Annotated in this window: 21 protein-coding genes and 1 pseudogene; 8 read left to right on the forward strand and 14 right to left on the reverse strand. The window is 67.8% G+C overall.

Going from position 1 to position 25,534, the window contains the following annotated elements; all coding sequences use genetic code 11:
- Positions 1–4: 4 nt before the first annotated feature.
- Both I4Q42_RS07895 and I4Q42_RS07900 read left to right on the forward strand, forming a co-directional pair.
- Positions 5–355: an SUF system Fe-S cluster assembly protein gene (locus I4Q42_RS07895; RefSeq protein ID WP_198575525.1), complete on the forward strand. Its 351-nt coding sequence runs from the start codon at positions 5–7 to the stop codon at positions 353–355.
- An 11-nt stretch (positions 356–366) separates the two neighbouring features.
- A complete protein-coding gene (locus tag I4Q42_RS07900) occupies positions 367–759 on the forward strand; it encodes a HesB/IscA family protein (protein WP_198575526.1) in 393 nt (130 codons plus the stop codon).
- Positions 760–845: 86 nt separating this feature from the next.
- On the opposite strand, the gene I4Q42_RS07905 is transcribed toward I4Q42_RS07900, so the two are convergent.
- Genes I4Q42_RS07905 through I4Q42_RS07920 form a run of 4 tightly spaced genes read right to left on the reverse strand, consistent with a single transcriptional unit; the run spans position 846 to position 3,153 of the window.
- A complete protein-coding gene (locus I4Q42_RS07905) occupies positions 846–1,403 on the reverse strand; it encodes a CDP-alcohol phosphatidyltransferase family protein (RefSeq protein ID WP_198575527.1) in 558 nt (185 codons plus the stop codon).
- A gap of 22 nt (positions 1,404–1,425) precedes the next feature.
- Positions 1,426–1,785, reverse strand: a complete 360-nt coding sequence (locus I4Q42_RS07910; RefSeq protein ID WP_198575528.1) for a hypothetical protein — start codon at positions 1,783–1,785, stop codon at positions 1,426–1,428.
- Positions 1,786–1,790: 5 nt separating this feature from the next.
- Complete coding sequence (locus I4Q42_RS07915) at positions 1,791–2,579, reverse strand: lysophospholipid acyltransferase family protein (protein WP_198575529.1); 789 nt, start codon at positions 2,577–2,579, stop codon at positions 1,791–1,793.
- 13 nt (positions 2,580–2,592) lie between these two features.
- Complete coding sequence (locus I4Q42_RS07920; protein ID WP_198575530.1) at positions 2,593–3,153, reverse strand: TetR/AcrR family transcriptional regulator; 561 nt, start codon at positions 3,151–3,153, stop codon at positions 2,593–2,595.
- A 108-nt stretch (positions 3,154–3,261) separates the two neighbouring features.
- On the opposite strand from I4Q42_RS07920, the gene I4Q42_RS07925 reads away from it, so the two are divergent.
- The 3 genes from I4Q42_RS07925 to I4Q42_RS07935 all read left to right on the forward strand — a co-directional run bounded on the left by I4Q42_RS07925 (position 3,262) and on the right by I4Q42_RS07935 (position 8,094).
- Complete coding sequence (locus I4Q42_RS07925; RefSeq protein WP_198575531.1) at positions 3,262–4,236, forward strand: glycosyltransferase family 9 protein; 975 nt, start codon at positions 3,262–3,264, stop codon at positions 4,234–4,236.
- Positions 4,236–4,622, forward strand: coding sequence for a DUF6165 family protein (locus I4Q42_RS07930; protein WP_198575532.1), 387 nt, complete (start codon positions 4,236–4,238; stop codon positions 4,620–4,622). The genes I4Q42_RS07925 and I4Q42_RS07930 overlap by 1 nt, the downstream gene beginning before the upstream one ends.
- Before the next feature lie 268 nt (positions 4,623–4,890).
- On the forward strand, positions 4,891–8,094 hold the full coding sequence (locus I4Q42_RS07935; RefSeq protein ID WP_198575533.1) for a TonB-dependent receptor: 3,204 nt from the start codon (positions 4,891–4,893) through the stop codon (positions 8,092–8,094).
- Positions 8,095–8,225: 131 nt separating this feature from the next.
- Here I4Q42_RS07935 and I4Q42_RS07940 read toward each other — a convergent pair whose 3' ends face one another.
- Positions 8,226–9,029: an enoyl-CoA hydratase/isomerase gene (locus tag I4Q42_RS07940; protein ID WP_198575534.1), complete on the reverse strand. Its 804-nt coding sequence runs from the start codon at positions 9,027–9,029 to the stop codon at positions 8,226–8,228.
- A 152-nt stretch (positions 9,030–9,181) separates the two neighbouring features.
- A complete protein-coding gene (locus I4Q42_RS07945) occupies positions 9,182–10,243 on the reverse strand; it encodes a GGDEF domain-containing protein (protein ID WP_198575535.1) in 1,062 nt (353 codons plus the stop codon).
- 180 nt (positions 10,244–10,423) lie between these two features.
- On the opposite strand from I4Q42_RS07945, the gene I4Q42_RS07950 reads away from it, so the two are divergent.
- The gene (locus I4Q42_RS07950) at positions 10,424–11,881 is read left to right on the forward strand and encodes a coniferyl aldehyde dehydrogenase (RefSeq protein WP_198575536.1); all 1,458 of its coding nucleotides are present in this window, start codon (positions 10,424–10,426) and stop codon (positions 11,879–11,881) included.
- 182 nt (positions 11,882–12,063) lie between these two features.
- Here I4Q42_RS07950 and I4Q42_RS07955 read toward each other — a convergent pair whose 3' ends face one another.
- The 8 genes and pseudogenes from I4Q42_RS07955 to I4Q42_RS07990 all read right to left on the reverse strand — a co-directional run bounded on the left by I4Q42_RS07955 (position 12,064) and on the right by I4Q42_RS07990 (position 20,961).
- Entirely contained in the window at positions 12,064–12,336 is a 273-nt protein-coding gene (locus I4Q42_RS07955; RefSeq protein ID WP_198575537.1) for an aa3-type cytochrome c oxidase subunit IV, read from the reverse strand.
- 104 nt (positions 12,337–12,440) lie between these two features.
- On the reverse strand, positions 12,441–14,048 hold the full coding sequence (locus tag I4Q42_RS07960; RefSeq protein WP_198575538.1) for a DEAD/DEAH box helicase: 1,608 nt from the start codon (positions 14,046–14,048) through the stop codon (positions 12,441–12,443).
- Positions 14,049–14,398: 350 nt separating this feature from the next.
- Positions 14,399–14,809, reverse strand: coding sequence for a plasmid stabilization protein (locus tag I4Q42_RS07965; RefSeq protein ID WP_232792968.1), 411 nt, complete (start codon positions 14,807–14,809; stop codon positions 14,399–14,401).
- Positions 14,810–14,838: 29 nt separating this feature from the next.
- The gene (locus I4Q42_RS07970; protein WP_198575539.1) at positions 14,839–15,363 is read right to left on the reverse strand and encodes an SRPBCC family protein; all 525 of its coding nucleotides are present in this window, start codon (positions 15,361–15,363) and stop codon (positions 14,839–14,841) included.
- 61 nt (positions 15,364–15,424) lie between these two features.
- Positions 15,425–16,656 (reverse strand): annotated as a pseudogene (locus I4Q42_RS26585) (RNA polymerase sigma factor).
- 351 nt (positions 16,657–17,007) lie between these two features.
- Positions 17,008–19,149: a TonB-dependent siderophore receptor gene (locus I4Q42_RS07980; protein ID WP_198575540.1), complete on the reverse strand. Its 2,142-nt coding sequence runs from the start codon at positions 19,147–19,149 to the stop codon at positions 17,008–17,010.
- Positions 19,150–19,332: 183 nt separating this feature from the next.
- Entirely contained in the window at positions 19,333–20,193 is an 861-nt protein-coding gene (locus I4Q42_RS07985) for an endonuclease/exonuclease/phosphatase family protein (RefSeq protein WP_198575541.1), read from the reverse strand.
- A gap of 9 nt (positions 20,194–20,202) precedes the next feature.
- The gene (locus I4Q42_RS07990) at positions 20,203–20,961 is read right to left on the reverse strand and encodes a DeoR/GlpR family DNA-binding transcription regulator (RefSeq protein ID WP_198575542.1); all 759 of its coding nucleotides are present in this window, start codon (positions 20,959–20,961) and stop codon (positions 20,203–20,205) included.
- 188 nt (positions 20,962–21,149) lie between these two features.
- On the opposite strand from I4Q42_RS07990, the gene I4Q42_RS07995 reads away from it, so the two are divergent.
- Together I4Q42_RS07995 and I4Q42_RS08000 are read left to right on the forward strand one after the other, a co-directional pair.
- Positions 21,150–23,957 (forward strand): TonB-dependent receptor, encoded by a 2,808-nt coding sequence (locus I4Q42_RS07995; protein WP_198575543.1) that lies wholly within the window; start codon positions 21,150–21,152, stop codon positions 23,955–23,957.
- A 171-nt stretch (positions 23,958–24,128) separates the two neighbouring features.
- Positions 24,129–25,529 carry an alkaline phosphatase PhoX gene (locus tag I4Q42_RS08000; RefSeq protein WP_198575544.1) on the forward strand — a complete coding sequence of 467 codons (1,401 nt, stop codon included), beginning with the start codon at positions 24,129–24,131 and terminating at the stop codon, positions 25,527–25,529.
- The last annotated feature ends 5 nt before the right edge of the window (positions 25,530–25,534 follow it).

The raw sequence follows: 25,534 nt of genomic DNA on the forward strand, positions 1-25,534 counted from the left end.
GCGCATGACCGACCAAGCCCCCGCCGCCACGGCTCTTTCGCAAGATGAGCTGAACAGCCTGACCGACCAGCTGATCGAGAAGCTGAAGACGGTGTTCGACCCGGAAATCCCGGTCGACATCTATGAGCTGGGCCTGATCTACAAGGTCGACGTCAGCGACGACAAGGACGTGGCCATCGACATGACCCTGACCGCGCCGGGCTGCCCGGTGGCCGGCGAGATGCCGGGCTGGGTCAAGGACGCGGTCATGGAGATCGACGGTATTCGCTCGTGCAATGTCGACCTGACCTTCGACCCGCCGTGGGACCCGTCGCGGATGAGCGACGAGGCCAAGCTGCAGCTGAACATGTTCTGAGGACAGAGCCCATGGAAGCCGCCGTCACCGCCCGTCCGCGTCGTCCGCGCCCCAAGGTCGTCACCCTGACCGAGGCCGCCGCCACGCGCGTGAAGGAGATCATGGATAGGGCCGACCAGCCCTATGCCGGTCTGCGCGTGGGCGTGAAGAACGGCGGCTGCGCGGGCCAGGAATACGTCTTCGAATACGCCAAGGAGAAGGGGCCCATCGACGAGGTCGTCGAGGACAAGGGCGTCACCATCCTGATCGAACCGAAGGCGGTGCTGTTCCTGATCGGCACTGAGATCGACTACGAGATCACCAAGCTGTCGTCGAAGTTCGTGTTCCACAATCCGAACGAGACCGACGCCTGCGGCTGCGGCGAGAGCGTGACGATCCAACCGGCGCCCGAGCCGAACGACTGATCCAAACCCTCTCCCAGAGGGAGAGGGAGGGGCCCAGGCGATAGCCTGGGAGGGTGAGGGGTTACGCCGTCTCAGCCCCTAACCCCTCATCCTCCCACGCCTTTCGGCGCGGGCCCCTCCTTCTCCCTTTGGGAGAAGGTGAAATGCGAGGCCGCCCGGCGCGCATAGATCGTCACGGTGACGACCGACAACGCCGCGCTCGCCGCCAGCACCCAAAGTCCGACAGGTTCCGACCCGATCGGCGCCAGCAGCAGCGACACGCCCAGGAAGTTCAGCGCGATCTTCGGGTGCTCCAGCAGCGGATAGTTGAAGTCCCGTCCAGGCTGCGCCTGCTGCAGGCCGGCGACGAAGAAGTTGCGGGCGATCAGCAGCAGCGGAACCACGATCCAGGCGCCCGGAAAGGCGCCGGCGGCCATCAGGGCGCCAAGGCTGACCAGGGTCAGCAGGCGATCGGCCAGCAGATCGAACATCGCCCCGAAGGCCGAGGTCAGGCCGAACCGCCGGGCGATCCAGCCGTCGAGCACGTCGGTCAGGCCCGCGCCGAGGAATAGCGCCAGGGCCGCCCAGCCGGCGTCGGCCATCACGGCCCAGGCCAGGAAGGGCAGGGCCAGCAGGCGAAGCGCGGTCAGCAGGTTGGGCAGCATGGGCGCGTTCTTTCCATGATCCTCAGATCCACAGGCCCGTCATCTGCATGGTTCCCAACAGAGCCAAGAGTGCGGCCAGCAGGGTCTGCAGGAGCGCGAACAACGTCGCCAGAAGGCGAAAGCCTCGGACCGCCACGATCGTCGCCAGCGAAATCACCGGGGCGCTCGCCGCCAGGGCCCAGAGCACATAGATCGTCCAGGCCGGTCTTGGATCGCCCGAGGCGGGGGCGACCGCGAAGGACGCCACCCAGGCCAGAGCGGCCAACATCGCCGCGGCCGGCGTCGCCAGCACTATCCCCTTGGCGGGATGGGCGCCCAGGTTGTGGGCGATGAGCAGCACCGCCAGCGCGGCAAGCGTCTCAATCAGGACGAGCGCGAGCATGGCGTTCAGGCCGCCGCTTCGGCGGGATCGCTGGCGACGTTCTTCCTGCCGTTCCATTCGACCAGCACCGACGGCTTCACCGGTTGGCCCGTGGCCTCGGCGATCAGCTCGTTGGTGCGGCCCTCGACCGTGATCTCCAGCAGCTTCATGAACTCGATCTTCTGCAGGTCGCGGGGCAGGGCGGGCAGGAATTTGACGGTGGCGCGGCCGGGGGTCTTCTTCTTTTCCTGCTGCTTCCAGAAGCAGCCGAGATTGGTGGCCGCCGGGATCACCGGCAGGTCGAAGTCGCGGCTCATGTGATAGACGCCGGTGCGGTAGCGGAACCGCTCGCCGGGCGCGGCCAGGTGGCCTTCCGGATAGATCAGGATGCGGCGGCCCTCGGCGGCGACCTGGGCGGCGCTCTTGGACAAGGCGGCGCGGGCTTCCGGTCCGCCGCAACTATCGACGACGATGGCCCCGAACTTCTTGAGGATCCCGCCCAGCAGCGGAAACTTCTCCAGATGGTCGCCGGTCACGAAGGACAGGTTGTCGAGATTGGCGAACATCACGAAGCCGTCGCCCCAGCTGTGGTGCTTGGCGGCGATGATGAAGGCGCCCTCGGGCAGGTTTTCCCGACCCTTCACCTCGACCTCGACCCCAGCAAAGACCCGCAGGGCCCACAGCATGCGCTTGGAATAGAGTCGCAGGGCGAAGGTCACCGGCCGGCGGCCCGGCAGCAGGGCCGAGAAGGCCGCCGACAGGCCGTAGAAGATCGACAGCACCCAGTAGTAGGCGTTGAAGAGCGCGCTGCGCATTCGTGCGGGTCCTCTAGCGGGCCTTGAGCACGGCCAGGACGGCCGCGGTCATCAGGGGGGCGTGGGCCGACAGCAGGTCTTCGCCCAGGCGCCCGTAGGCGCGGTTCTGGGCGGTCTGGGAGATCACGCCCAGGGCCATGGCGGCGATGACGCGCGGGTCGCCCGGCGGCAGTTCCATCTTCAGCATGGCGTGCTTGATGATCGTCTCGACCAGGGTGACCGGGTCGCGGCCGTCTTCCTGGTAGTAGGGCAGGAAGTGGTGCAGCTGTAGCAGGTGGAACGAAAACAGCGTCCAGTCCTCGTCGGCGGCCGTGCAGTAGGCGCGCACCAGGGCGGCGGCCTTGGCGTCGATGCCGTGCACCGCGCCGGCCTCGGTCTCTATCAGCTCGGAGAGGCGCCGGTGGGCCGACATGAACAGGCCGACGGCCAGCTCGTCCTTGCTCTTCCAGTGGCGATAGATCGCCCCTTCGGAGACCTCGGCGCGGGCGGCGATCAGCTTGGTAGTGGTCGCGTCCACGCCGCTGGCGGCGAAGATCTCGAGGGCGGCGCGTTCGATGCGGGGTTTGGCGCTCATGGGACCGACGTTACCTCAAATCGCGAAGCTTGCAAGTAAATGCTCACATACGTTGTTGCGGCCAAAGCCGACGATTGACGGAGGAGCCGGGCGCGGCCATGCACGGCCATGGTCCAGACGGTTCTGATCTATTCCATGGGCGAGGTGATCGGCGACGGCCTGATCAAGCTGCCCTTCATCGCCGGCCTGCGCGCGGCCTTTCCCGATGCGAAGATCACCTGGTGCGCCGCCAAGGGCGAGACGGTCTATGACGGACCGCTGAAGCGGGTCGTGGCCGGCTATGTCGACGAGATTCTCAAGGACGGCGTCACCGGCGCCGGCGCGCTGGACGTGCTGCCGTGGGTCAAGCCGTTCGGCGGCCGGACCTTCGACCTCGTCATCGACACCCAGGAGAACCTGCGCCGCAGCCTGGTCGCCAAAAGGGCTGCCGAGGGGCGGTTCGTCTCGGCCGCCATGGAGGCGCGCAAGAGCGACTGGCCGGCGGCCGTGGTCGACCGGCTGGCGCTGCTGCTGAGCCTGGCGACGGGCGGGCAGGGGGCGTTGCAGCCCCTGGCCCTGACCGAGACCGACGCGCTGTCGGCGGCGAAGGCCTTGCTGCCCGACGGTCCTGTCTATGTGGGCCTGGCGCCGGGGGCCGGCGGTCAGGAAAAGCGCTGGCCGCTGGAGCGCTATCTCGACCTGGCCCGCGACCAGCAGGCGGCAGGGCGCACGCCGGTGTTCTTCTTCGGACCCGACGAGGCCGCCGACGCGGCGATCGCGCGGGCCGAGGTTCCGGGGGCGCTGTTCCCCGAGGCCGACCGCGGTGACGGTTATCCGGCGGTGAAGGGGCCGTTGCTGGCCATCGCCCTGGCCGGACGGCTGTCGGCGGCGGTGGCCAACGACGCCGGGCCCGGCCACATGCTGGCGGCCGGTGGCGCGCCCTTACTGTCGCTGCAACTGAACCGCCGCAAGGCCGTCAAGTTCAAGCCCGCCGCGCGCCGGCTTGAGGTGCTCTGCGCGGAAGACTACGGAGAGGGCATGGCCGCCCTCCCAGCCGAGGCCGTGAAGGCCGCCCTCGACACCCTGATCGCCGGAGCTGCCTGATGTCCATCCTCGCCCCCATCTCCGCCGGCGAGCTCGTCGACAAGATCACCATCCTGCGGGTCAAGGCCGCCCGGATCGGCGATGCGGCCAAGGAGGCCAATGTCCGCAAGGAGCTGGCCCTGCTGGAGGGAATCGCGACCGAAAAGCTGACGCCCAGCGCCGAGCTGGACCGGCTGACCGCCGAACTTACCGAAATCAACGCCGCCCTCTGGGACATCGAGGACGGCAAGCGGGCCTGCGAGCGCCGCCAGGACTTCGGCTCGGAGTTCGTCGAACTGGCGCGCCGCGTCTACAAGGACAACGACAAGCGCGCCGCCGTGAAGCGCCAGATCAACGCCCTGACGGGGTCGGAGATCGTCGAGGAAAAGAGTTACAAGCCCTACTGATTGATCTGCGAAATCATAGCCTTACGCGGGCTATCTGAGCGTTTTCGAAGGGCGGCCGGAGCGATCCGGTCGCCCTTCGTCATGTCGAAGCCTAGCGTTTTCCTGCAAATCCCACATCGAACCGCGTTCGCTCGGCAACCTGGCGAAATCCGAAGCCAATGGCTCGCCGTTGATATGACACCGGTTACCGCTGCTGGCGGCGACCGGAGGGCGGCGCGGAGCACACGGGCCCCCTCTCGAAGGAAACGACAGGGAGGGGGAGGCTTCCATGCTTCACACGACATTCGAACGTCGCGCCGCGGCGCGCCTGTGCGCGGCCGCGTCGGTGCTGGCCTTGAGCGCCGGAGCGGCTCACGCGCAGGAGACGGCCAAGGCTTCGGGCGGCCAGACCGTCGAGACCAACGCCGTCGAAGAGGTGGTCGTCACCGGCTACCGTGCGGCCTTGCAGAGCGCCATCAGCGTCAAGCGCAACGCCAATGTGATGGTCGACGCCATCAACGCCGAGGACATCGCCGACTTCCCGGATGCCAACCTGGCGGAATCCCTCCAGCGCCTGCCCGGCGTCTCGATCGACCGCGAGAACGGGGAAGGGCGCACCATCACCGTTCGCGGTCTGGGCAGCGACTTCACCCGCGTGCGGCTGAACGGGCTGGAGGCCCTGTCGACGGCGGCGGCTACAGACTCGGGCGCCAGCCCCAACCGCTCGCGCGGCTTCGACTTCAACACCTTCGCCTCCGAGCTTTTCAACTCGCTGAAGGTCCAGAAGACCGCCTCGGCCGAGACCGACGAGGGCTCGCTGGGCGCGACGGTCGATCTCCAGACGGGCCGACCGTTCGACTTCAAGGGCCGGTGCCTGGCCCTGTCGGTGCAGGATTCCTACTACGAGAACGGCGGCAATCACGTACCGCGCATCGCCGGCCTGGTCTCCGACCGCTGGAACGACACCAAGATCGGCGACCTCGGGGCGCTGTTCTCGCTGGCGTACAATTCGCGCAAGCAGACCATCGACAGCTATCAGCGCCAGGCCGGCCAGAGCGACCTGCTGTACCGCAACGCCACCCACACCGGCGCGACGACGGCGGCCACGGGCTTCGCCACGGTGGCGGAGGGCTCCAGCGCCGACGCCCTGGCCCAGATGAACGACCTGACGGTGATCCCGGCCCTGGCGACCCTGAACCATGCCGAGCTGCAGCAGGAACGCATCGGGGCCACGGCGTCGTTCCAGTGGCGGCCGACCCCGAAGACCACGGTGACCACCGATCTGGTCTATTCGCGGCTGTGGCAGGACCAGACCAACTACCAGCTTCAGACCGTCGGCCTGAACCGCAACAACACCAAGACGGTGACCTCGGGCGGCAAGACCTATTCGACCTACAACGCCTCGACGGCGGCGGCGGGCGTGCAACGCCAGATCCTGCCGTACTGCACCAGCCAGACGGCGACGGCCTATCGCGACGCCATCGACTGCGGGACCGACCTGAACGGGACCTCGCTCGTGTCGGGCGCGAGCTACAGCTACAATCCCAACAACCTCGAGCCCTACGACTACTATTACAAGTACGGCTACAACGGGCCGACGGGGACGGCGGGCGTGCTGGGCGCGATCCAGGCCCTGGTCGGCCGGCCGGCGACCCAGGTGCTGGAAGCCCACGTCAACGACGCCAACCAGGCCGACTATCTGGTCATGGACAATGTCGACGTCCGCTCGGCCGCCGATGAGAGCTACTACACCACCACCTTCCAGCAGGCCTCGTTCAACCTCGCCCACGAGTTCACCGACCGCTTCACCCTGAACGCCACCTATGGCCTGTCGCGCTCGCGCACCCAGAACACCGGCCTGCTGGTCGAGTTCAACCACATGGACGCCGACGGGGTGGTCTATGACGAGCGTGGCGGCGGTTCGATGCCGATCCTGAAGTTCGGTTTCAACGTGGCCGACCCGACCCAGTGGGACACCGTCAAGGGCTTCTCGGCCCTGCGCCACTACGAGCGCTATGTCGACAACCGCTACCAGACCGCCAAGGTCGACCTGAAGTACGAGTTCGACGACGACCTGGTCTGGCGCGGCGGCGTCAGCCGGCGGATCTACGACTTCGCCACCGCCCAATACCAGCGCCTGTCGACCGAGACCCTCAATCCGACCCTGCTGGAGGCCGGGACCTCGACGGCGGCGATGAGCAAGCTGGTGGAGTGGGGCGCGGGTCTCGACGTCTCGGCCGGCACGCCGACCAGCTTCATCGTGCCCGACATCGACAAGTTCCGCAGCCTGTTCGGCTTCGACTGCAACTGCGTCAACAAGTGGGGCGACTGGCGCCTGTCGTCGAAGTCCAACCCCGGCAACGCCTATGCGGTGACCGAGACCGACACCAGCGTCTACAACCAGTTCGACTTCCGCAGCGGCCTGTTCGACCGCACCCTGCGCGGCAACGTCGGGGTGCGCTACGCCCTGACCGAGGTGGAGTCGAACGGCTATTCGACCTCGGCCCGGGCGTTGACGGCGACCAACCAGTACCACGACCTCCTGCCGTCTCTGAACCTGGCCTATGAGGTCAGGGACGGCATGCTGGTGCGCTTCGGCGCGGCCAAGGTGATGGCGCGGCCGCAGTTGGCCAATCTGTCGCCGGGCATCTCGTCGCTGAGCACCTCGCTGCCGTCCGGCTCGGCGCCGTCGGTCACCCTGGGCAATCCGGACCTCAAGCCGTTCCGGGCCACCAACTACGACCTGTCGTTCGAGTGGTACTTCGCGCCGGGCGCGCTGTTCTCGGCGGCGATCTTCACCAAGGAGATCGCCAGCTTCCCGCAGAACATCACCCGCTCGGGTCCGCTCAGCGCCGTGCTCGACAGCACCAGCCTGGCGGCGGTGAAGGACGCCCTCACCAACGCCGCCCTGCTGGCCTATATCGCCGCCGACGGCGACTGGACCATCCGCCAGTATGTCGATGCGCCCGGCGGCCGGATCTTGGGCGTCGAGTTCAGCTACCAGCAGAACCTGACCTTCCTGCCCGCGCCGTTCGACAAGCTGGGCGTCCAGGCCAACTACACCCACCTGGAATCCAAGCTCGGCTACATCCTCAACCCCGACAAGGCCGACGGCATCGTCGAGGGGCCGTGGCTGGGCGCTTCGCCCGACGCGGTGAACTTCACGGTCTATTACGACGCCGACAAGTGGACGGCCCGCCTGTCGAGCGCCTATCGCGCGGCCTACTACACGACCTATCCGCTGGCCTCGGGCACCTGCGCGCCGGGCGACTGCTCCTCGCCCTACGTCAACGACTTCGGCGGCTCCAACGCCACCTTCAACCTCGACGGCTCGGCGACCTACACGGTCAACAAGTTCATCACCCTCAATGTCGAGGCGCTGAACCTGACTAACCAGAAGACCGAGCGCTGGGCCTATGACGCCAACCACCTGGTCACCAACTATGGCTCGACCGGGCGCAGCGTCTCGGTGGGGTTCAGGCTGAAGTACTGAGGGCGGCTACCCCACCTTGAAGTCATCGCCCGACTTGTTCGGGCGACCCAAGCGGCCTGTCGGGGTGCGGTGGCTTCAGCTTGGGTCGCCCGCATGAAGCGGGCGATGACCTCTAAAAAAGAGTGGCCGCATCACCGGCCCTTGAAGGCTGCCGGGCGCTTTTGCAGGAAGGCGCTGACGCCTTCGATGAAGTCCTCGGTCTTGCCGGCGGCGCGCTGGGCCTGGCGTTCGGCGTGGAGCTGGCCGATCCAGTCGGCCTCGAGACTATCCCACACAAGCCGCCGGATCGCGCCCAGCGAGGCGGGGCCCTCGGCCAGGGTGCGGGCCAGCTCCAGGGCGGTTGGCATCAGCTCGGCGTCGGGAACGCAGCGGTTGACCAGGCCCCAGTCGAGGGCCTTGGCGGCCGGGATCTTGTCGCCCAGCAACATCATCTCCATGGCCCGGGCCTTGCCCACCAGGCGCGGCAGCAGCCAGGTCGAGCCGCCGTCGGGCACCAGGCCGATGCGGCGGAAGGCCTGCAGGAAATAGGCGCTCTCGCCGGCCACCACGATGTCGCCCAGCAGGGCCAGGGAGCAGCCGATGCCGGCGGCCGGGCCGTTGACGGCGGTGACGATCGGCAGCGGGAAATCGCGCAGCAGCGTGACCAGCGGATTGTAGACGCTCTCCAGCGCCGCCCCGGCGTCGGGCTTGCCGTCGGGGTCCATCGGCCGGCCGGCGGTGGCGCCCGCCGACAGGTTGGCGCCCGAGCAGAAGCCGCGGCCTTCACCGGTCAGCACCACGGCGCGGGCCTCGACCTGGCCTGCCGCAACGACGCTGAAGGCATGGGTCAGTTCACGGGCGACCTCGGGGCTGGCGGCGTTCAGCGAGGCGGGATCGGAAAGGGTGATGACGGCCACGCCGCCTTCGGTTTCCAGCTGGATCTTCTCGTAGGCCATCACATCCTCCGGGCGTCTTTTCGCGCCTGGAAGCCAGCTAGGCGCGCCTGTCCCTGGGGAACGCAAGGTGGATCGCGCAAAAGAAAGGAGCCCGCCGATCGTGAGATCGACGGGCTCCGGCACGCGGTTCTCTGGAGAAGAACGCGTATCTCTTAGGCCGCGTTGGCCGATTCCGGTTGGGTGTCGGCGGCGGTGACGCGGTTGCGGCCGCCGCGCTTGGAGGCGTAGAGGGCCTTGTCGGCACGTTCCATGACCGAATGGGCGGTCTCGCCCTTGCGGCGCTCGGCGAAGCCCGACGACAGGGTGATGGCGCCCAGGTCCTCGTTGGTCGAGCGGCGCTTGAGCATGCGCGAGGAGACCTCGACGCGGATCTCTTCGAGCGTGGCGTTGACGATGCTGGCGGCTTCGCCCGGGAAGATCATCGCGAATTCCTCGCCGCCGTAGCGGGCGGCGAAGCGGGGCAGGGCGGCGACGCGGCCGATGACGCTGGCGACGTAGCGGATGACCTGGTCGCCGGTCTGGTGACCCCAGGTGTCGTTGAAGCCCTTGAAGTGGTCGATGTCGAGCACCGCCAGGCAGATGGCCGAGCCGTGCTCGTCGGCCTCGGCGCAGGCGCGCTCCAGCTCTTCGTCGAAGGCCTTGCGGTTGGCCAGGTTGGTCAGGCCGTCGGTGGTGGCGTCGCGGCGCACCTGCTCGAGGTGTTCGCGCAGGCGGTCGACCTCGGCGGTGGACTCGGCCAGGCGGGTTTCCAGCGCCTTGTTTTCCTTGGCCACCCGGCGGGTGGCGTCGGTCAGGCTGGTGACCACGGCCTTGATGCTCTCGACGCCCGTCGGGCCGTCGAGGTCCTTGGACACGCCGGCCAGGGTCTTGCCGAAGGCGGCGTTGGTCTTCTGGGCGTTCTGGATGGCCTTCGAAACCGATTCCAGCTCCTTGGAGAGCAGGTCGCCGGCGTCGCGGATCTGTTCGTTGAGGCGCGCCTTGGGCAGGTAGGCGGCGGCCAGCTCTTCGCTCAGCATCTCGGTGATGGGTTCGCCCATCGAGATGAGGCGCATGATTTCGCGCGCCAGGGCGCCTTCCGGATCGGCCACATAGTGGGTCCAGAGCTCGAAGTTCAGCGCGGTCGGCCAGATCTGGTGGCGTTCCATCAGGTCCAGGGCCCGACGGGCGATCTTGTAGGCTTCAGGGCCGCGCAGCGTGGTCTCGACGTCCGACATCTTTCATTCCCCCGTTCGGTTCCGGTTCGCCCGGCGCCGATCGCTTGCGGGGAAAGCATAAGCTCAAGAGTTCAAACGAGCGGTTAAGGCCAGGGAAGGTCGCTTGCGCCCGTCACAACTTCAAAGCATCCTGAACATTGATAAGATGAGCCGACTGGCCGTTTTCGGGAGAGACGCCGCATGAACGCCCCCGCCAATATCGGTCCGGAAGCCGTCAAGGCCGGTCTGGAAACCCTGCTGCAGAGGCAAAAGGCCGCACATCTGCGCGACGGCGCGCCCCTGGCCGGGCGGCGCATTGAATGGCTCGACCGCTGCATCGGCTTGCTGGTCGATCACCAGGACGACATCGCCAAGGCGGTCAGCGACGATTTCGGCGTGCGCTCCAAGGACGCCACGGCCCTGACCGACGTGGCCGGCTCGATCGGGCCGTTGAAATTCGCCCGCGACCATCTGCGCCAGTGGATGAAGACCGAGAAGCGCCGCACGACGCCGGCCCTGCTGGGCGTGTTCGGAGCCAAGGCCGAGGTGCGCTGGCAGCCCAAGGGCGTGGTCGGGATCATCAGCCCCTGGAACTTCCCTATCAACCTGACCTTCGCGCCGCTGGCCGGCGTGCTGTCGGCCGGCAACCGGGCGCTGATCAAGCCGTCGGAGTTCACCCCGGCGACGTCCGAGCTGATGAAGGCGATGTTCGCCAAAGTGTTCGACGAGGAAGAGATCGCCGTCGTCACCGGCGGTCCCGAGATCGGCCAGGCCTTCTCGGGATTGGCCTTCGACCACCTGCTGTTCACCGGCGCGACCTCGGTGGCGCGCCACGTGATGCGGGCGGCGGCCGAGAACCTGGTGCCGGTGACCCTGGAGCTGGGCGGCAAGAGCCCGGTGATCCTGTCGCGCGGCGCCGACCTCGACACCGCCGCGGCCCGGGTGATGGCCGGCAAGACGCTGAACGCGGGCCAGATCTGCCTGGCGCCCGACTATGTGCTGGCCCCGGCCGAGGACGTCGATCGCTTCGTCGAGGCCGCCAAGGCCGCGGTCGCCAGGAGCTTCCCGACCCTGAAGGACAATCCCGACTACACCGCCCTGGTGGCCCAGCGGCACTACGACCGGGTGAAGGGCTATGTCGACGACGCGGCGGCCAAGGGCGCCAAGGTGGTCGAGCTCAATCCGGCCGGCGAGGACTTCGCCCAGCAGGAACACCGCAAGATCCCGCCGACCCTGATCCTGGAGCCCACCGACGAGATGACGGTGATGCAGGACGAGATCTTCGGTCCGCTGCTGCCGGTCAAGGGCTACAGCCGCATCGAGGAGGCGATCGCCTACGTCAACGCCCACGCCCGGCCGCTGGCCCTCTACTGGTTCGGGACCGACGAGGCCGAGCGCGAAACGGTGCTGAACGGCACCACCAGCGGCGGGGTTACGGTCAATGACGTGATCTTCCACGTCGCCCAGGAAGACCTGCCGTTCGGCGGCGTCGGCCCGGCCGGCACGGGCGCCTATCACGGTCACGACGGCTTCCGCGAATTCAGCCACCGCAAGGCGGTGTTCCACCAGCTGAAGAAGGACATCGGCCCGATGCTGGCCCTGCGTCCGCCTTATGGCGGGGCGATCCGGAAGTATCTGGCGGGCCAGATCAAGCGCTGACGTAAATCCTTCTCCCCTTGCGGGAGAAGGTGTCATCCGAAGGATGACGGATGAGGGGTCTCTCAGAACTTTGACGCCACGCCCAGACTGACCGCTGTCGCAGCGGGCACGTCTTTCGACCCCTCACCCGACCCGCTTCGCAGGCCACCCTCTCCCGCAAGGGGAGAGGGACGCCTCTAGTCTCAACGCCCCTCGGTCCAGAGATCCAGCGGCTGGCGCACCTCGTGCCGGATCACCGCGTAGTAGCCGGCCACGGCCAGCAGCACGCCGACCACGGCGCCGCCCAGGAACCCCGCCGGCGTGGCGAACCACAGGATCAGGGTGGTCAGCGCCACCGCCAGGCCGACGATCGCCCAGCGGATCAGGATGCTGAAGCCGTGATAGGTGCGCTCATGGCTGAGCAGGTCGGGATCGGACTGCGACGGTGAAAATCGGCACGGCGTTAAGTCGGCCATGGCGGTTCCTCCAGGGGAAGTCGCGCGGAGCCGTGGGCGGGCAAAAGAAAAGCCGGCGGCTCCGTGGAGCACGCCGGCCATTCTACGCCTCAAAGAGCGATCCGTCAGTCCTGGACCTTGGCCAGTTTCGGCGGCGCGCGCATCAGGAAGGCCGGGATGTCGTTGCCGAAGCCGACCACGCGGCGGTCGTCGTCGTCGTCGCGGGCGCGAACCGGCTGGACGCCGCGCACCGGCATCGGCGGACGCTCGCGCGAGGGGCGGGCGGCCGGAGCGGCTTCCTCGACCGGCGCGGCCTCGACCACGGCGGCGGGGGCGCGATCACGGTCACGGGTGCGCTCACGGCGCGGCTTGCGCTCGCGTTCCGGACGCTCCGAACGTTCGGCGCGTTCAACGACGGGGACTTCGGCGGCGGCCTCGACGGCGACGGCTTCGACGACTTCGGCCTCGGCCGGAGCCTCGCCGCGCTCACGACGGCCGCGGCCGCCCCGTTCGCTGCGCTCGCCGCGTTCACGGCCCGGACGCTCGCTGCGACCACGGCCGCCGCGGCCGCCTTCGCGCGGAACGGTGACCGCATTGCTGTAGTCGAGGTCGAGCACTTCTTCGTCCGGCGTCGAGCCGATCAGCTTGACGACCTTGTCGAAGCCCTTGTCGTCCGACGGGGTGACCAGCATGTAGGTGATGCCGGTGCGGCCGGCGCGACCGGTGCGGCCGATGCGGTGCACATAGTCGTCGGCGTGGTGGGGAACGTCGTAGTTGAAGACGTGGCTGACGGCCGGGATATCGAGGCCGCGGGCGGCGACGTCCGAGGCCACCAGGATCTTCAGCGCGCCCGAGCGGAAGTCCGCCAGGGTCTTCATGCGCTGGCTCTGGTCGAGGTCGCCGTGGATGGCGGCGGCGTCGAAGCCGTGCACCTTCAGCGACTTGGCGACGATGTCGACTTCGGTCTTGCGGTTGCAGAAGACGATGCCGGTCTCGATGCCGGCCTTCTCGATCAAGGCCCGCAGCGCCAGTCGCTTGGCCTTGGGGTCGGAGGAGGGCACCTTGACCAGCAGCTGGGTGATGTTGGCGTTGGTCGTGGCCGGCTTGGCGACCTCGATCCGCACCGGATCCTTCAGGAACTGCTTGGTCAGCCGGGTGATTTCCGGCGGCATGGTGGCCGAGAAGAACAGGGTCTGCTTCTTCGGCGGCGTCATCTTGAAGATGCGCTCGATGTCCGGGATGAAGCCCATGTCGAGCATGCGGTCGGCTTCGTCGACGACGAGGAACTGCACGCCCGTCATCAGCAGCTTGCCGCGCTCGAAATGGTCGAGCAGGCGGCCCGGGGTGGCGATCAGCACGTCGACGCCGCGATCAAGCTTCTTTTCCTGGTCGCCGAACGAGACGCCGCCGATCAGCAGCGCCCACGAGAGCTTGGTGCCCTTGGCGTACTTCTCGAAGCTGGAGGCGACCTGGTCGGCCAGTTCGCGGGTCGGGGCGATGACCAGGGCGCGCGGCATGCGGGCCTTCGCGCGGCCCGACTGCAGCTTGTCGATCAGCGGCAGGGTGAAGGCGGCGGTCTTGCCGGTGCCGGTCTGAGCGATGCCCAGCACGTCCTGGCCGGCGAGGGCGACCGGGATCGCCTGGGCCTGGATCGGCGTGGCGGTCGTATAGCCGGTGTCGGCGACCGCCTGGAGGGTCGTGGGCGAAAGCCCGAGGTCGGAAAATTCTGTCATTTCACGCTGGTCTGAACTCGGAGCCGCCCGTGCTTGGGCGAGCGGGCGGCGCGGATTCGCCAGACCTGCTCCGAAGGTGGGGATAAATAGGCGCAATGGCCGCAAAGTCAATCTTCGCGGGGCCTGCCCGTCGAAGTGGGGCGTGGAGCGCTGGAGGTCAAGAGCGAGCGCCGCCCCGATCCTTCCCCCGAAGGATCAGACCAGGACACCGGAGCCGTCGGCAAGTCCTGGCGGGGCGGCGCTCCGCTCGGCGCCGCCAAAGGGGAGGAAGACGGCGCTGAGAAATCACTACTGGATTGGTATGGATTCGCGCGCGTCAGTTTTTCTAAGGGTGCTGTCAGCCGGCCGACCTAGTGCTCGGCGTGCTGATCGGCGTTTCGCTTTCGCGTCGCCGCAGCTTTTCTGGCGGAGGCCGACCGGTCGGCGGCGCTGCGGCTGGCCCAGGCCTCGCCGCCTTTCCGCCCGCCCTTGTGCGCGGCGGGGTGGCCTGTGTCTTTGCCGCGCCCCGAACCGCCCGGCTTCTTGCCGCCGCCGTCGTCCTTGTTGACCGTCGCCCATGCCCGGCGCTCGGCTTCCTTTTCCGAGACGCCGCGGGCCTCGTAGCCATCGGCGATGTGCTCGGCCTTGCGTTCCTGCTTGTCGGTGTACTTGCCCTTGTCGCCTTGAGGGATGGCCGGCTCCTGTTGCTCGCACCGTTGCTTATCAAGGAAAACCCGCGGCTCGGGCGACGGTTCGAACTTCAGCAGGAGGAAACGGGCCATGGCGGGCTCCTGGAGCGAGTGTGCGAAGACTAGGAACGCTCGACGGCCGTCTTGAGATTGAACAGACCAGTCTCGAAGTCGCGGCCGAGCATCCTGTCCATGTTGAACACCAGGCCCACCAGCCGCGAGATGTAGGGCGCGGGACCGTACATCGCCCAGGTCACGCGGGTGACGTCGCCTTCCGGAACGGCGGTGAACAGGGCGGTGTTGCTGGCCTTGAAGGGCTTTTCGAAGTCGAGGGCGATGCGGGCCTGCCGGTTCGTGATCTCGTCGATGCGCATGCGGCCGGTTCCGGCTTTCTGGCCTGCCCAAGCATAGGTCGCGCCGACGCCGCGTTCGGCCCCGCCATAGGTGCGGGCCAGGTTGGCGTCCAAGCTCTCGTAGGGCGACCAGGCGCGCCAGGCCTTGAAGTCGGAGATGTGGGCCAGCACCGCCTCGGGCGGGGCGTTGACCAAGATCGAGCGCTCGACACGGAAGGTCGGCGGACGCAGGGCGGCCGCGACCAGCAGGCCGGCTAGGCCCAGCACGACGACGACGGCGATGATCTTCAGCATCGAAAACTCCCCTTGTGCGAGGCCCATCACCAGGCCCTTCGCGACGAGGACGTTCGAACGGTCAGGCTCCCGACACCGGCCCGCCGATTTTCTCGGCGTCCGCCTGAAGGCGGTCGAGCTGCTGGCGGATATAGACGGCCTCGGCCGCGCCGCCGGCCAGGGCGATGGCCTTGCCGAAGGCCTCGCGGGCCTCGTCGGCGCGGCCCAGTTGCTGGTTCAGCGCGCCGCGCAGGCCGTGGAAGTGGAAATAGCCGGCAAGCCGTTCCTCCAGCGGAGCGATCATCGCCAGGGCCGCCTCGGGACCGGCGACCTTGGAGACGGCGACGGCGCGGTTGAGCGTGACGACGGGGGAAGGCGTCATCCGCTCCAGCACGGCGTAGAGCTGGTCGATCTCGCGCCAGTCGGTGTCCTCGGGCCGCGCGGCGCGGGCATGCAGGGCGGCGATGGCGGCCTGCACCTGGTAGGGGCCAGGCTGGCGGCGGGGCAGGGCCTCGTCGATCAGGGCCAGGCCCTCGGCGATCATCGCCCGGTTCCACAGCCCCTGATCCTGGTCCTCGAGCAGCACGACCAGGCCGTCGGCGTCGAGCCGGGCCGGCGTGCGGGCGTGCTGAAGCAGCATCAGGGCGGTCAGGCCCATCAGCTCGGGCTCGTCGGGGAACAGGCCGCTCAGCAGCCGCGCAGCCGGACGGCCTCGTCGCACAACGGCCGCCGGGCGTCGGCCTCGACCCCACCGGCCGAATAGCCCTCGTTGAAGACGAGGTAGAGCATGGCCATGACGATCAGCAGCCGCTCGGCGCGCTGCGTCGGGCTGGGCGCCTCGAACGGGACGTCGCCCTTGGCGATGCGGGTCTTGGCGCGGGTGATCCGCTGCTCCATGGCCGCCTCGCCGACCAGGAAGGCGCGGGCGATCTGGCGCACCGACAGGCCCGAGACGATACGCAGGGCCAGGGCGATCTGCTGGGTGGCCGGCAGGTCGGGATGGCAGCAGACGAACAGCAGCCGCAGGATGTCGTCGCGCCAGTCGGCGCCGTCGATCCGCTCGGCCGCGGCGCTCTCGGCGTCGTCGAGTCCCGATTGCAGGTCCGTCAGCACCTCGTCGGAGGGCAGGGGCGCCTGGCGGCCTCGGCGGCGAGCCGCGTCGACGCCGCTGTTGCGGCCGACCAGGATCAGCCAGGCGGTGGGGTCGCGCGGCGGCCCCTTCTCGGGCCACGACTTCAGGGCTCGCAGGCAGGCGTCCTGATAGGCCTCTTCGGCGGTGTCGAGATCGCGGAAATAGCGCAGCAGGGCGGCCATGGCCCGCGGGCGGGCCGAGACCAGGGCCGCGTCGATCCAGTCGGGGTCGGCTATCGGCGCTCTCCGCCACGGCGCCGAGCCGCTCGACCCTCTGCTCCCAAAACAGATGCGCCATCAGGCTGCGCCATTCGATCCTCGCACGACGCCCGGGCCGATGCGCCAGCGTCGTCCTGCCTCTGATAGCAGAGAATGGCCTCGGGCATCGCGGCGCCTCCCGCGGCCCTGCGCCGCCGGTCAAGGACGCCCGCCGACCGCGCCCGCCGACATCGCCGACACGAAAAAAGCCGCCGGGGCGAACCCGGCGGCTTGTTCGGCTGGATCGTCAGGGGGCGAGTGCGCCTCCCTCGGTTCCTAGAACGCGTACTTCAGGGCGACCGTGTAGTTGCGCGGCGCGCCATAGCGGTATTGGTCGAAATAGCTGATCTGGGTGTAGTAGGTCTCGTCGAACAGGTTATCGACATTGGCCTGGACCGACAGGCTGTCGTTGATCTTGTAGCGGGCCATCAGGTTGACCAGCGCGAAGGCCTTCTGGTCGATCTCGGAGGCGCCGGAGACCGCGTAGATGTCGTCGCGCCAGTTGACGCCGCCGCCGACGGTCAAGCCGTTCAGGGCGCCGTCGAAGTCGTAGGTCGAGAACACCGTGAAGCTCTTGCGCGGCTGGTCGGTGTTGACCTTGGCGCCGGTGGCGTCTTCGACCTCGAACTGGGCGTAGTTGGCGCTGACGTTCCAGCCCTGTGTGATGCGGCCCAGCACTTCCAGCTCGAAACCGACGCTTTCGGCGCCGTCGACCGCGACATAGGCCTGCTCGGTCGGGTTGCCTTTCACCTTGTCGCTGGTCTCTTCGCCCAGGCCGTCCTGCTGGATCTTGAAGACCGCGATGGTCGACTGGAGCTTGTCGCCGAAGAACGCGCTCTTCAGGCCCAGCTCATAGGCCTTGCCGGTGACCGGATCGAGCACCGAGCCGCTGATGTCGCGATAGTTCTGCGGCTGGAAGATTTCCGTGTAGCTGGCGTACAGGCGGTGCGTCGGGGTGAGGTCGTAGAGCACGCCGACATAGGGAACGACGACGTTGTCCGACGAGTAGTTCTCCTGAACGCCGCCGTTGATGCCGCTGCGCTTCCAGGCCGAGATCCGGGCCCCGCCGACCACCTTCAGGGCGTCGGTGACGTTGAGGCGGGTGGCGGCGAAGAAGCCGCTCTGTTCCGTCTCGTTGTCGGTGTATTGCGTCGGCGTCGTGGCGAAGTCCGGCTTCGGGAAGTTGCCATCCCAGCTGTAGAGGCTGGTCGCCGGCAGGAAGGCGTTGGCGCCGCTGGCCTGGTAGTAGACCACGTCCGACTTCTGGACGCTGCGCAGGGCGCCGATCGTGAAGTCGTGTTCGCGCCCGAACAGCGAATAGTCGCCGTGCAGCTGGATGTCGAAGCTGTCCTGGGTCGTCTCGCCCTTGCTCTTGTAGGGCCAGGTGGCCAGGCCGACGCCGGTGGTGCGGTCGATCACGCCGTACAGGTAGAGCAGCTGCGAATCCTGCTCGTTGATCAGGCGGTTGTAGTTGAACGACAGCGTCCAGTCGTTGGCGAGGGTGTGCGTCAGGTTGGCGAAATAGTTGGTGTTGGTCGTGTCCCAGTACGACCAGTTCGCCGCCGTGTTGGTCGAGATCGGCAGGTTGGTGCTCGTGCCATCGGTGAAGTGGCTGGGCAGCGAGCCCCAGAAGGACGCGTTCGTCGTGGTGACCTGCTGGCTGGCGCCGACGCGCAGCAGCGTAGAGTCGGTCAGGTCGGCCTCGACCACGCCGTAGAGCACGTGCTTCTCGGTGGTCTGGCGGTCGAAATAGGTGTCGCCCTGCTCGTACTTGGCCACGAAGCGGCCGCGGATCGTGCCATCCTTGATCGCGCCCGAGACGTCGGTCTCGAGACGGCGGCGGTCCCAGCTGCTCAGCGAGCCGGTGACCGAGCCCTTGAACTCGCGGGAGTCGGCGTGCTTGCGCACCAGGTTGATCGAGGCCGAGGGATCGCCGGCGCCGGTCAGCAGGCCGGTGGCGCCGCGCACGATCTCGATACGGTCGTAGATCGACACGTCGGCGACCGTCTCGCCGCTATCGCCGGCCAGGCTCCACGACAGCGGCACGCCGTCGATCTGGTAGTTCTTGATCTCGAAGCCGCGGGCGTTGAACACGTTGCGCACGTCGTCGACCTCGACCATCGACACGCCGGCGGTGTTGCGCACCACATCGGCGATCGTCGACAGGTTCTGGTCGAGGATGCGCTGGGCGGTGATCACGGTCACCGACTGCGGCGTCTCGCGCAGGGTCAGGCCCAGGCCGGTGGCCGTGTCGATGCGGCTGTTGATGGTGTAGGAGCCGGTCACGACCACGCCGTCGACATCAGTGTTGTCGGCCTGTTGCGTCGCCGGCGCGCTCTGGGCTGCCGTTTGGGCGAAGGCCGGCGAGGCCAGCGCGATGAAAGCGCCGCCAGCCAGCAGCGTGGTCTTCAGGAACATGAGCAACCCCTCGATCGCGCCGTATCCGTCGCGCATGGGGTGCGGGAACGGCGCCAGAAATTCCGACTGCCGATCATCACGGCGATACGGAGCCTGTAGCGGTCAGGGGGTGTGAATGCAAACTACTCGCAATTGCGAAGATCGGCCGCGGACGCCTTTTTGGTGAGATCGGCGGCTTTTGCGCTATCGGGGCTCACTTTGAGGCGCGGGCTGTGACAGTTCGGCCACGATCGGGAAGTGGTCCGAGATCACGCCGGCCGCCGTCGTATCGGTCAGGGTGGCGAAGCGCCGGACGGCGAGGCGGCGATCCACGAACAGGAAGTCGATCGCGCCCTGGCCGGCGCGCGGCCGCGGCTGGAAGTCGTTGAAGGTGCCCTCGGGGCCGAACCGCGTCGCCGCCGCCGCCCGGGCGTCGACATAGGGCGCGCCCGGCGCCGTCAGCAGCCGGTGGGGCGGATCGGCCGGTCCGCTGTTGAAGTCGCCCAGCGTGATCAGCGCCGCGTCCGGCCAGGCCGGCAGGTCGAGGATCTGGCGGGCGCAGCGCTCGCGCGAGACGGCGCCGACATGGTCGAGATGGGCGTTGCGGATGTCGATCAGCGTCCCGCTGCGCCGATCGCGCAGCACCACGCGGGTGAAGGTGCGGGGCAGGGCGGCGTCATAGGCCTTGCTGGGGCGATCGGGCGTAGGCGAGCACCAGTGGGTCTGGGCCGCCAGCCGCTCGAAGCGGTCGGCGCGATAGAAGACGGTCGTGGTCTCGCCCTCGCCCGCGCCGTCGTCGCGGCCGACGCCGTAGTGGTCGTAGCCGGGCAGGGCGGCGTCGAGGTCCTCGACCATCGGCGGCAGGGCCTCCTGCACGCCCAGCACGTCGGGGCCGACGAAGCGGATCTGGTCAGCCATCGGCCCGCGGCGGGCGCGCCAGTCGGGCGCGTCGTTGGGATTGTCGTAGCGGATGTTGTAGCTCATCACCCACAGGCTCGCCGTCTCCGCGGCGGCGGGCGAGGCCAGGACGAGGCTGAGGGCCAGGGCGAGGAAGCGAGCGGTCATGGCGCGATCCTAGGGCGCGACGACGACAGTCGTGCGGGCGAACATCTGGGCGAACGCATCGTCCAGCGGCTGGTCGGTGACCAGGATGTCGACATCGTCGGCCGTGGCGGTGCGGATCAGGCCCAGGCGGCCGAACTTGCTGTGATCGGCGGCCAGCAGCACGCGGTCGGCGCTGGCATAGGCGATGCGGCTCATCGCGGCCTCGCGGGCGTGGCGGTCCATCAGCCCGTGGTCGGGATGGATGGCGCTGACGGTGAGGATGGCCAGGTGCGGCGTGAACTGGGCCAGATAGGCCTGGGCGGCGTGGTCGGAAAAGGCCTTGTAGTCGTAGTCCAGCTCGCCGGCCGCCAGGAACAGGGTGTTGCCGTTGCGGCCGCCCAGGGTCTGGGCGACGGTCAGGGAATTGGTGATCACCGTCAGGTCGCGGCGGGCGGCGGCCAGGGCCTTGGCCACGAAGCAGGCCGTGGTGCCGGCGTCGATGAAGATCGTGTCGCCGTCGCCGACGAACTCGGCGGCCGCCTGGGCGATCCGCGTCTTCTCGGCGACGTTCTCCTGCATGCGGCGATCGAAGGGGCCCTCGGCGGCCACGGCGGACAGGCGCACCGAGCCGTGGGTCCAGACCACCGAGCCCTGGGCTTCCAGCACCCGCAGCTCGCGGCGGATGGTCTCTTCGGAGACCTCCAGTTCCTGGGCGATCTGGACGAGGGCGCGGCTTTCGCCGGGACGCAGCCGCCCCAGGATCTCGCGTTGACGGTCTTCGCGCTTCAAACCCGGCTTCCTTCTGGCGAGGGCGTTGGCGGGACATGTGATGGATTTGCGAGAAATATGCGAGATAAATGTGGGAATGATGTGATCTAGTTTTGCATTTTGTGAATTTTCCGCAGAAATGTCACAGAAGCGTATTGCGCCATCCGTACGAGGCCCCCGTCGCCGAACGCGACTCCAAGAGGGGCCACATGCAATCGTTCACCGCCGTTCCGTCGCGCGTTTCCAAGCGCCTCAGCTTCAAGGCCATCCTGCTGGCGAGCGCCATGCTGGCCGCCGCCGGCGCCCAGGTCGAAGCCGCCCCCCTGGCGGCGGAGACGCCCGCTGATCCGACCGAGATCGACTCCGTCGTCATCGTCGCCAACCGCAACGACGCCGCACAGGCCCAGCTGAAGGCCGCGACCGCCGTCTCGGTGCTGTCGGCCGAGGACCTGGAGCACACGGCCGTCCACAACGTCGCCGAGGCGCTCGGCATGATGCCCAGCGTCAACGTCATGAACACCGGCTCGTCGTTCTTCGGCGGCATCGACGGGGCGTCGCGAGGGGAGGGGATGTTCGTCTCGATCCGCGGCCTGAACGCCGAGTTCAACGTCAACATGATCAACGGCGTCACCGTGGCCCAGGGCATGCCCTACAGCCGCCAGGTGCAGCTGTCGCTGCTGCCGCCGTCGGGCCTGCACACCATCGTCCTGAACAAGACCTCGACCGCCGACATGGACGGCGACGCCATCGGCGGCACGGTCGATTTCCGCACGCCCTCGGCCTTCGATTTCCGCGACGGCTTCAACGGCTCGGTGACCGCCTCGGGCCGTCTCGAGAGCCGCGCCCGCGACTATGGCGACGAAGGCCTGGGCGGCGGCCTATCGGCCGAGTGGGCGCACCGATTCGGTCCCGACCAGACCTTCGGCCTCTACGCCAGCGCCTTCTACGACAAGCGCAACTACGCCAACAGCGAGATGGCCGGCGTCATGGCCGCCACCAACGACGGCGGCTGGAGCTATCTGGTCCGCGATGCCGCGGGTAACAGCTATCCGGGCCTGGATCCCGAGAAGAACATCACCCAGACCGGCCTCAACGTTGGCGTCTCCAACGGCTACACCGAGCGCTGGGGCGGTAACTTCACGCTGGAATGGCGTCCGGGCGACACGCTGACGGCCTATCTGCGCGGCTCCTACGCCTTCGCCAAGACCGAGCAGAACTCGACGCTCAGCCAGTTCGTCAGCGCCAGCAAGAGCTACAAGGAAACCGTCGCCGGCAGCGGCCGCTACAATCTCAGCGTCGACGCCATCTCGACCCGCGTCTGGTACGAGACCAACCCGGAAGAGGCCGACCTCGGCACGCTGCAACTGGGCGCCGACAAGACCCTGGGCGCCTGGACCCTGTCACCGCAGATCTTCTACAGCGAGGGCGACAACGACCGTCCCAACCACATCGAGGCCTCGGTGCGGATCAACCAGAGCGACCGCTACAACAACGGTTCGAACCGCGCGCTGGGCGGCCTGTCGATCGGCTATTCCGACGACCTGCCGCGGCCGCTGTTCACCCAGGCCATTTACGACGACCTCAACAACGCCAATACCGCCCTGCTGGCCCGCCGCGCCGGCCAGCTGACCGAGCAGTTCAGCGGCCAGGAGAAGTACGGCTTCAAGTTCGACGCCAAGCGCGTGTTCGAAGGCGGTTCCCTGCAGTGGATCAAGCTGGGCGGCAAGTACGTCGACAGCCACCGCCGGGTGACCAACCGCGACTGGACCAACGACCACTTCGCCAACCTGCTGGGCCAGGGCGGCGTCACCTGGCAGAGCCTGGGCATTGCCACCAGCTATTACGACCAAGTGTTCCCGGGCGAATACACCTGGCGCGTGCCGAAGGTGAACCATCAGGCCCTGGTCGATTACTTCTACAAGTACAAGACGGCCGCCAGCTTCGACACCTGCGGCTCGGACTTCACCAACAACATGAACTGCAACACCCAGAAGGGCGACGAGGCTGTGGCCTCGCTCTACGCCACGGCCAACTACAGCTTCGGCGACGTCGAGGTGGTTCCGGGCCTGCGCTACGAGCACACCAAGATCGACAACACCTACTGGGTGATCCCGAGCACCAGCGGCGCCGCTGAGCAGACCGGATTCTGGAGCTTCAACAGCACCGAATATAACGAGGTGCTGCCCAGCGTGTTCGTCACCTGGCGGCCCAACGACGCCACCGTCTATCGCGGCTCGGTCTGGACCTCCTACACTCGCCCGGCCTTCATCCAGCTGGCCGGCGGCGAGCGACGCCAAACGGGCGACGACGGCAAGGTCACCATCACCCGGGGCAATCCCGACCTGAAGCCGATCCGCGCCATCAACCTGGACCTGTCGGGCGAGTGGAGCAGCGGCAAGGGCGGCTACGCGATGTTCGGCGGCTTCTACAAGCACCTGTCGAACTACATGTACGACAACGGTTCCAGCTCGGTGAATTCCGACCACTACGCCGAGGACGGCAAGACCACGGTCTACGTCCCGACCAACGGCGGCGACGGCGACGTCTACGGCCTGGAACTGCAGCTGCGCCAGAAGTTCACCGAACTGCCGGGCCTGCTCAGCGGCCTGGGCGCGGGCGTCAACGTCACCCGCCAGTGGACCAGCGTCGACCTCGGCGACGGCGTCGACAACCGCATCCAGAACGCCCCTGACTGGGTGGCCGACGCCCAGCTGTTCTACCAGAAGGGCGGCTTCAGCCTGGACGTGATCTACCACTACACCGGGGCGTACGTGGCCTCGTACGACGTGCTCGGCACGGCGGCCGACGGCTGGGACAACCTGTGGGTCCGTCCGCTGCGCAGCGTCGACCTGCACGTCGGCTACGCCTTCGACAACGGCCTCAAGGTCGACCTGTCGGTGGCCAACCTGCTGAAGGACTACAGCTATTGGTCGCACATCGGCGAGCACAGCCTGGCCCTGTCGGACGTGGTCGACTCCGGCCGCACCACGCTGCTGACCGTCAAGAAGACCTTCTAACAACACGCCTTTCCAGGCGTCGTCGTTCCCCCAACGCCTGGAGCCAGGCCCGCCGGACACCCTCCCGTCCGGCGGGCCGATCCCCCGACGCCCAGTCGGCGATCCGCCGTCGCGGCGGCGTCATCGAAACGTGAAAGACAGTCCGTTCCCGGACTCGACGAGGTGGTTCCCATGGCTCTTTCCCGCAGGCTCTTCCTCGGCGCGGCCGCCACCAGCCTGGCCTTTTCCGGCTTTTCCGCGCGCGCCCAGGACGATGCGCCGGAGCTGGAGACCTATCTCAACGAGGTTGAGGGCTATGGTCCGCTGGTCCCTGATCCCAAGGGCATGCTCGACCTGCCCAGGGGCTTCCGCTACCGCGTCATCGCCCAGGTCGGCGAGACCATGAGCGACGGCCTGCTGGTGCCGGGCAAGGGCGACGGCATGGGCTGTTTCGGCGTCGACGCCGACCGGGTGCTGCTGGTGCGCAACCACGAATTGTCGGTGACCGACCACGACTACGGCCCCTACGGCCTGGGCATGCGCTATATCGACAAGGTCGATCGCAGCAAGGTCTGGGACTTCCACAACGGCGACCTGCCGCTGGCCGGCGGCACGACGACCCAGCTCTACAATCTCAAGACCGGCCAGACCGAGCGCCAGCACCTGAGCCTGGCCGGCACCATCATCAACTGCTGCGGCGGCGTTACGCCCTGGGGCTCGTGGCTGAGCTGCGAGGAGACCACGCTCGACGCCGGCCTCGAGGTCGGCAAGAGCCACGGCTACGTCTTCGAGGTGCCCAGCGCCCATGTCGGCCTCGTCGAGCCGGTGGCCCTGACCGCCATGGGCCGCTTCCAGCACGAGGCCGCCTGCATCGATCCGCGGACCGGCGTGGTCTACATGACCGAGGACGTGGCCGACGGCCTGTTCTACCGCTTCCTGCCCAACGACCGCCGTAACCTGGCGGCCGGCGGCCGCCTCCAGGCGCTTGGCCTGATCGACGCCCCCGAAGGGGGCGACACCCGCAACCAGGTCGAAAAGTCGTTCGCGCCGCGCAGCTGGAAGAGCGTGCGCTGGATCGACCTTGACGGCGTCGACAATCCGCACGACGACATCCGCCGGCGCGGCCACAAGGCCGGGGCGGCGATCTTCTGCCGGGGGGAGGGGCTCTATTTCGGCCAGGGCGAGCTCTATTTCGCCTGCACCTCCGGCGGCCCGATCGGCGCCGGCCAGCTGTTCCGCTACGTGCCCAGCGCCCTCGAGGGCCAGGCCGGCGAAACCGACCAGCCCGGACGCCTGCAGCTGTTCGTCGAGAGCGGCAACGGCCGCGTCCTGGACTACGCCGACAACCTAGTGGTCGCGCCCTGGGGCCACGTCATCGTCTGCGAGGACCGCTATTCGGAAACGCTGCGCAACCACCTGCGCGGCGTCACGCCCGACGGCAAGGTCTACACGCTGGGCCGCAACGTGTTTCCCGGAAACTCCGAACTGGCCGGTGCCTGCTTCTCGCCGGATGGGACAACGCTGTTCGTGAATATCCAGAACCCCGGCATCACCGTGGCGATCTCCGGACCCTGGGCGTCGGCCAAGCTGTAGAGCCG

Origin of the sequence: Caulobacter hibisci, from assembly GCF_016135805.1 — a bacterium.
GTDB classification, from domain to species: domain Bacteria; phylum Pseudomonadota; class Alphaproteobacteria; order Caulobacterales; family Caulobacteraceae; genus Caulobacter; species Caulobacter hibisci.

Coding starts and splice junctions, on each gene's coding strand:
- I4Q42_RS07940 (WP_198575534.1), bottom strand. CDS start 9,029: ATGGCCTACGAGAAGATCCAGCTGGAAACCGAAGGCGGCGTGGCCGTC.
- I4Q42_RS08000 (WP_198575544.1), top strand. CDS start 24,129: ATGGCTCTTTCCCGCAGGCTCTTCCTCGGCGCGGCCGCCACCAGCCTG.
- I4Q42_RS07960 (WP_198575538.1), bottom strand. CDS start 14,048: ATGACAGAATTTTCCGACCTCGGGCTTTCGCCCACGACCCTCCAGGCG.
- I4Q42_RS07930 (WP_198575532.1), top strand. CDS start 4,236: ATGTCCATCCTCGCCCCCATCTCCGCCGGCGAGCTCGTCGACAAGATC.
- I4Q42_RS07985 (WP_198575541.1), bottom strand. CDS start 20,193: ATGACCGCTCGCTTCCTCGCCCTGGCCCTCAGCCTCGTCCTGGCCTCG.
- I4Q42_RS07980 (WP_198575540.1), bottom strand. CDS start 19,149: ATGTTCCTGAAGACCACGCTGCTGGCTGGCGGCGCTTTCATCGCGCTG.
- I4Q42_RS07970 (WP_198575539.1), bottom strand. CDS start 15,363: ATGCTGAAGATCATCGCCGTCGTCGTCGTGCTGGGCCTAGCCGGCCTG.
- I4Q42_RS07950 (WP_198575536.1), top strand. CDS start 10,424: ATGAACGCCCCCGCCAATATCGGTCCGGAAGCCGTCAAGGCCGGTCTG.
- I4Q42_RS07910 (WP_198575528.1), bottom strand. CDS start 1,785: ATGCTCGCGCTCGTCCTGATTGAGACGCTTGCCGCGCTGGCGGTGCTG.
- I4Q42_RS07905 (WP_198575527.1), bottom strand. CDS start 1,403: ATGCTGCCCAACCTGCTGACCGCGCTTCGCCTGCTGGCCCTGCCCTTC.
- I4Q42_RS07920 (WP_198575530.1), bottom strand. CDS start 3,153: ATGAGCGCCAAACCCCGCATCGAACGCGCCGCCCTCGAGATCTTCGCC.
- I4Q42_RS07965 (WP_232792968.1), bottom strand. CDS start 14,809: ATGGCCCGTTTCCTCCTGCTGAAGTTCGAACCGTCGCCCGAGCCGCGG.
- I4Q42_RS07895 (WP_198575525.1), top strand. CDS start 5: ATGACCGACCAAGCCCCCGCCGCCACGGCTCTTTCGCAAGATGAGCTG.
- I4Q42_RS07945 (WP_198575535.1), bottom strand. CDS start 10,243: ATGTCGGACGTCGAGACCACGCTGCGCGGCCCTGAAGCCTACAAGATC.
- I4Q42_RS07995 (WP_198575543.1), top strand. CDS start 21,150: ATGCAATCGTTCACCGCCGTTCCGTCGCGCGTTTCCAAGCGCCTCAGC.
- I4Q42_RS07935 (WP_198575533.1), top strand. CDS start 4,891: ATGCTTCACACGACATTCGAACGTCGCGCCGCGGCGCGCCTGTGCGCG.
- I4Q42_RS07955 (WP_198575537.1), bottom strand. CDS start 12,336: ATGGCCGACTTAACGCCGTGCCGATTTTCACCGTCGCAGTCCGATCCC.
- I4Q42_RS07925 (WP_198575531.1), top strand. CDS start 3,262: ATGGTCCAGACGGTTCTGATCTATTCCATGGGCGAGGTGATCGGCGAC.
- I4Q42_RS07915 (WP_198575529.1), bottom strand. CDS start 2,579: ATGCGCAGCGCGCTCTTCAACGCCTACTACTGGGTGCTGTCGATCTTC.
- I4Q42_RS07900 (WP_198575526.1), top strand. CDS start 367: ATGGAAGCCGCCGTCACCGCCCGTCCGCGTCGTCCGCGCCCCAAGGTC.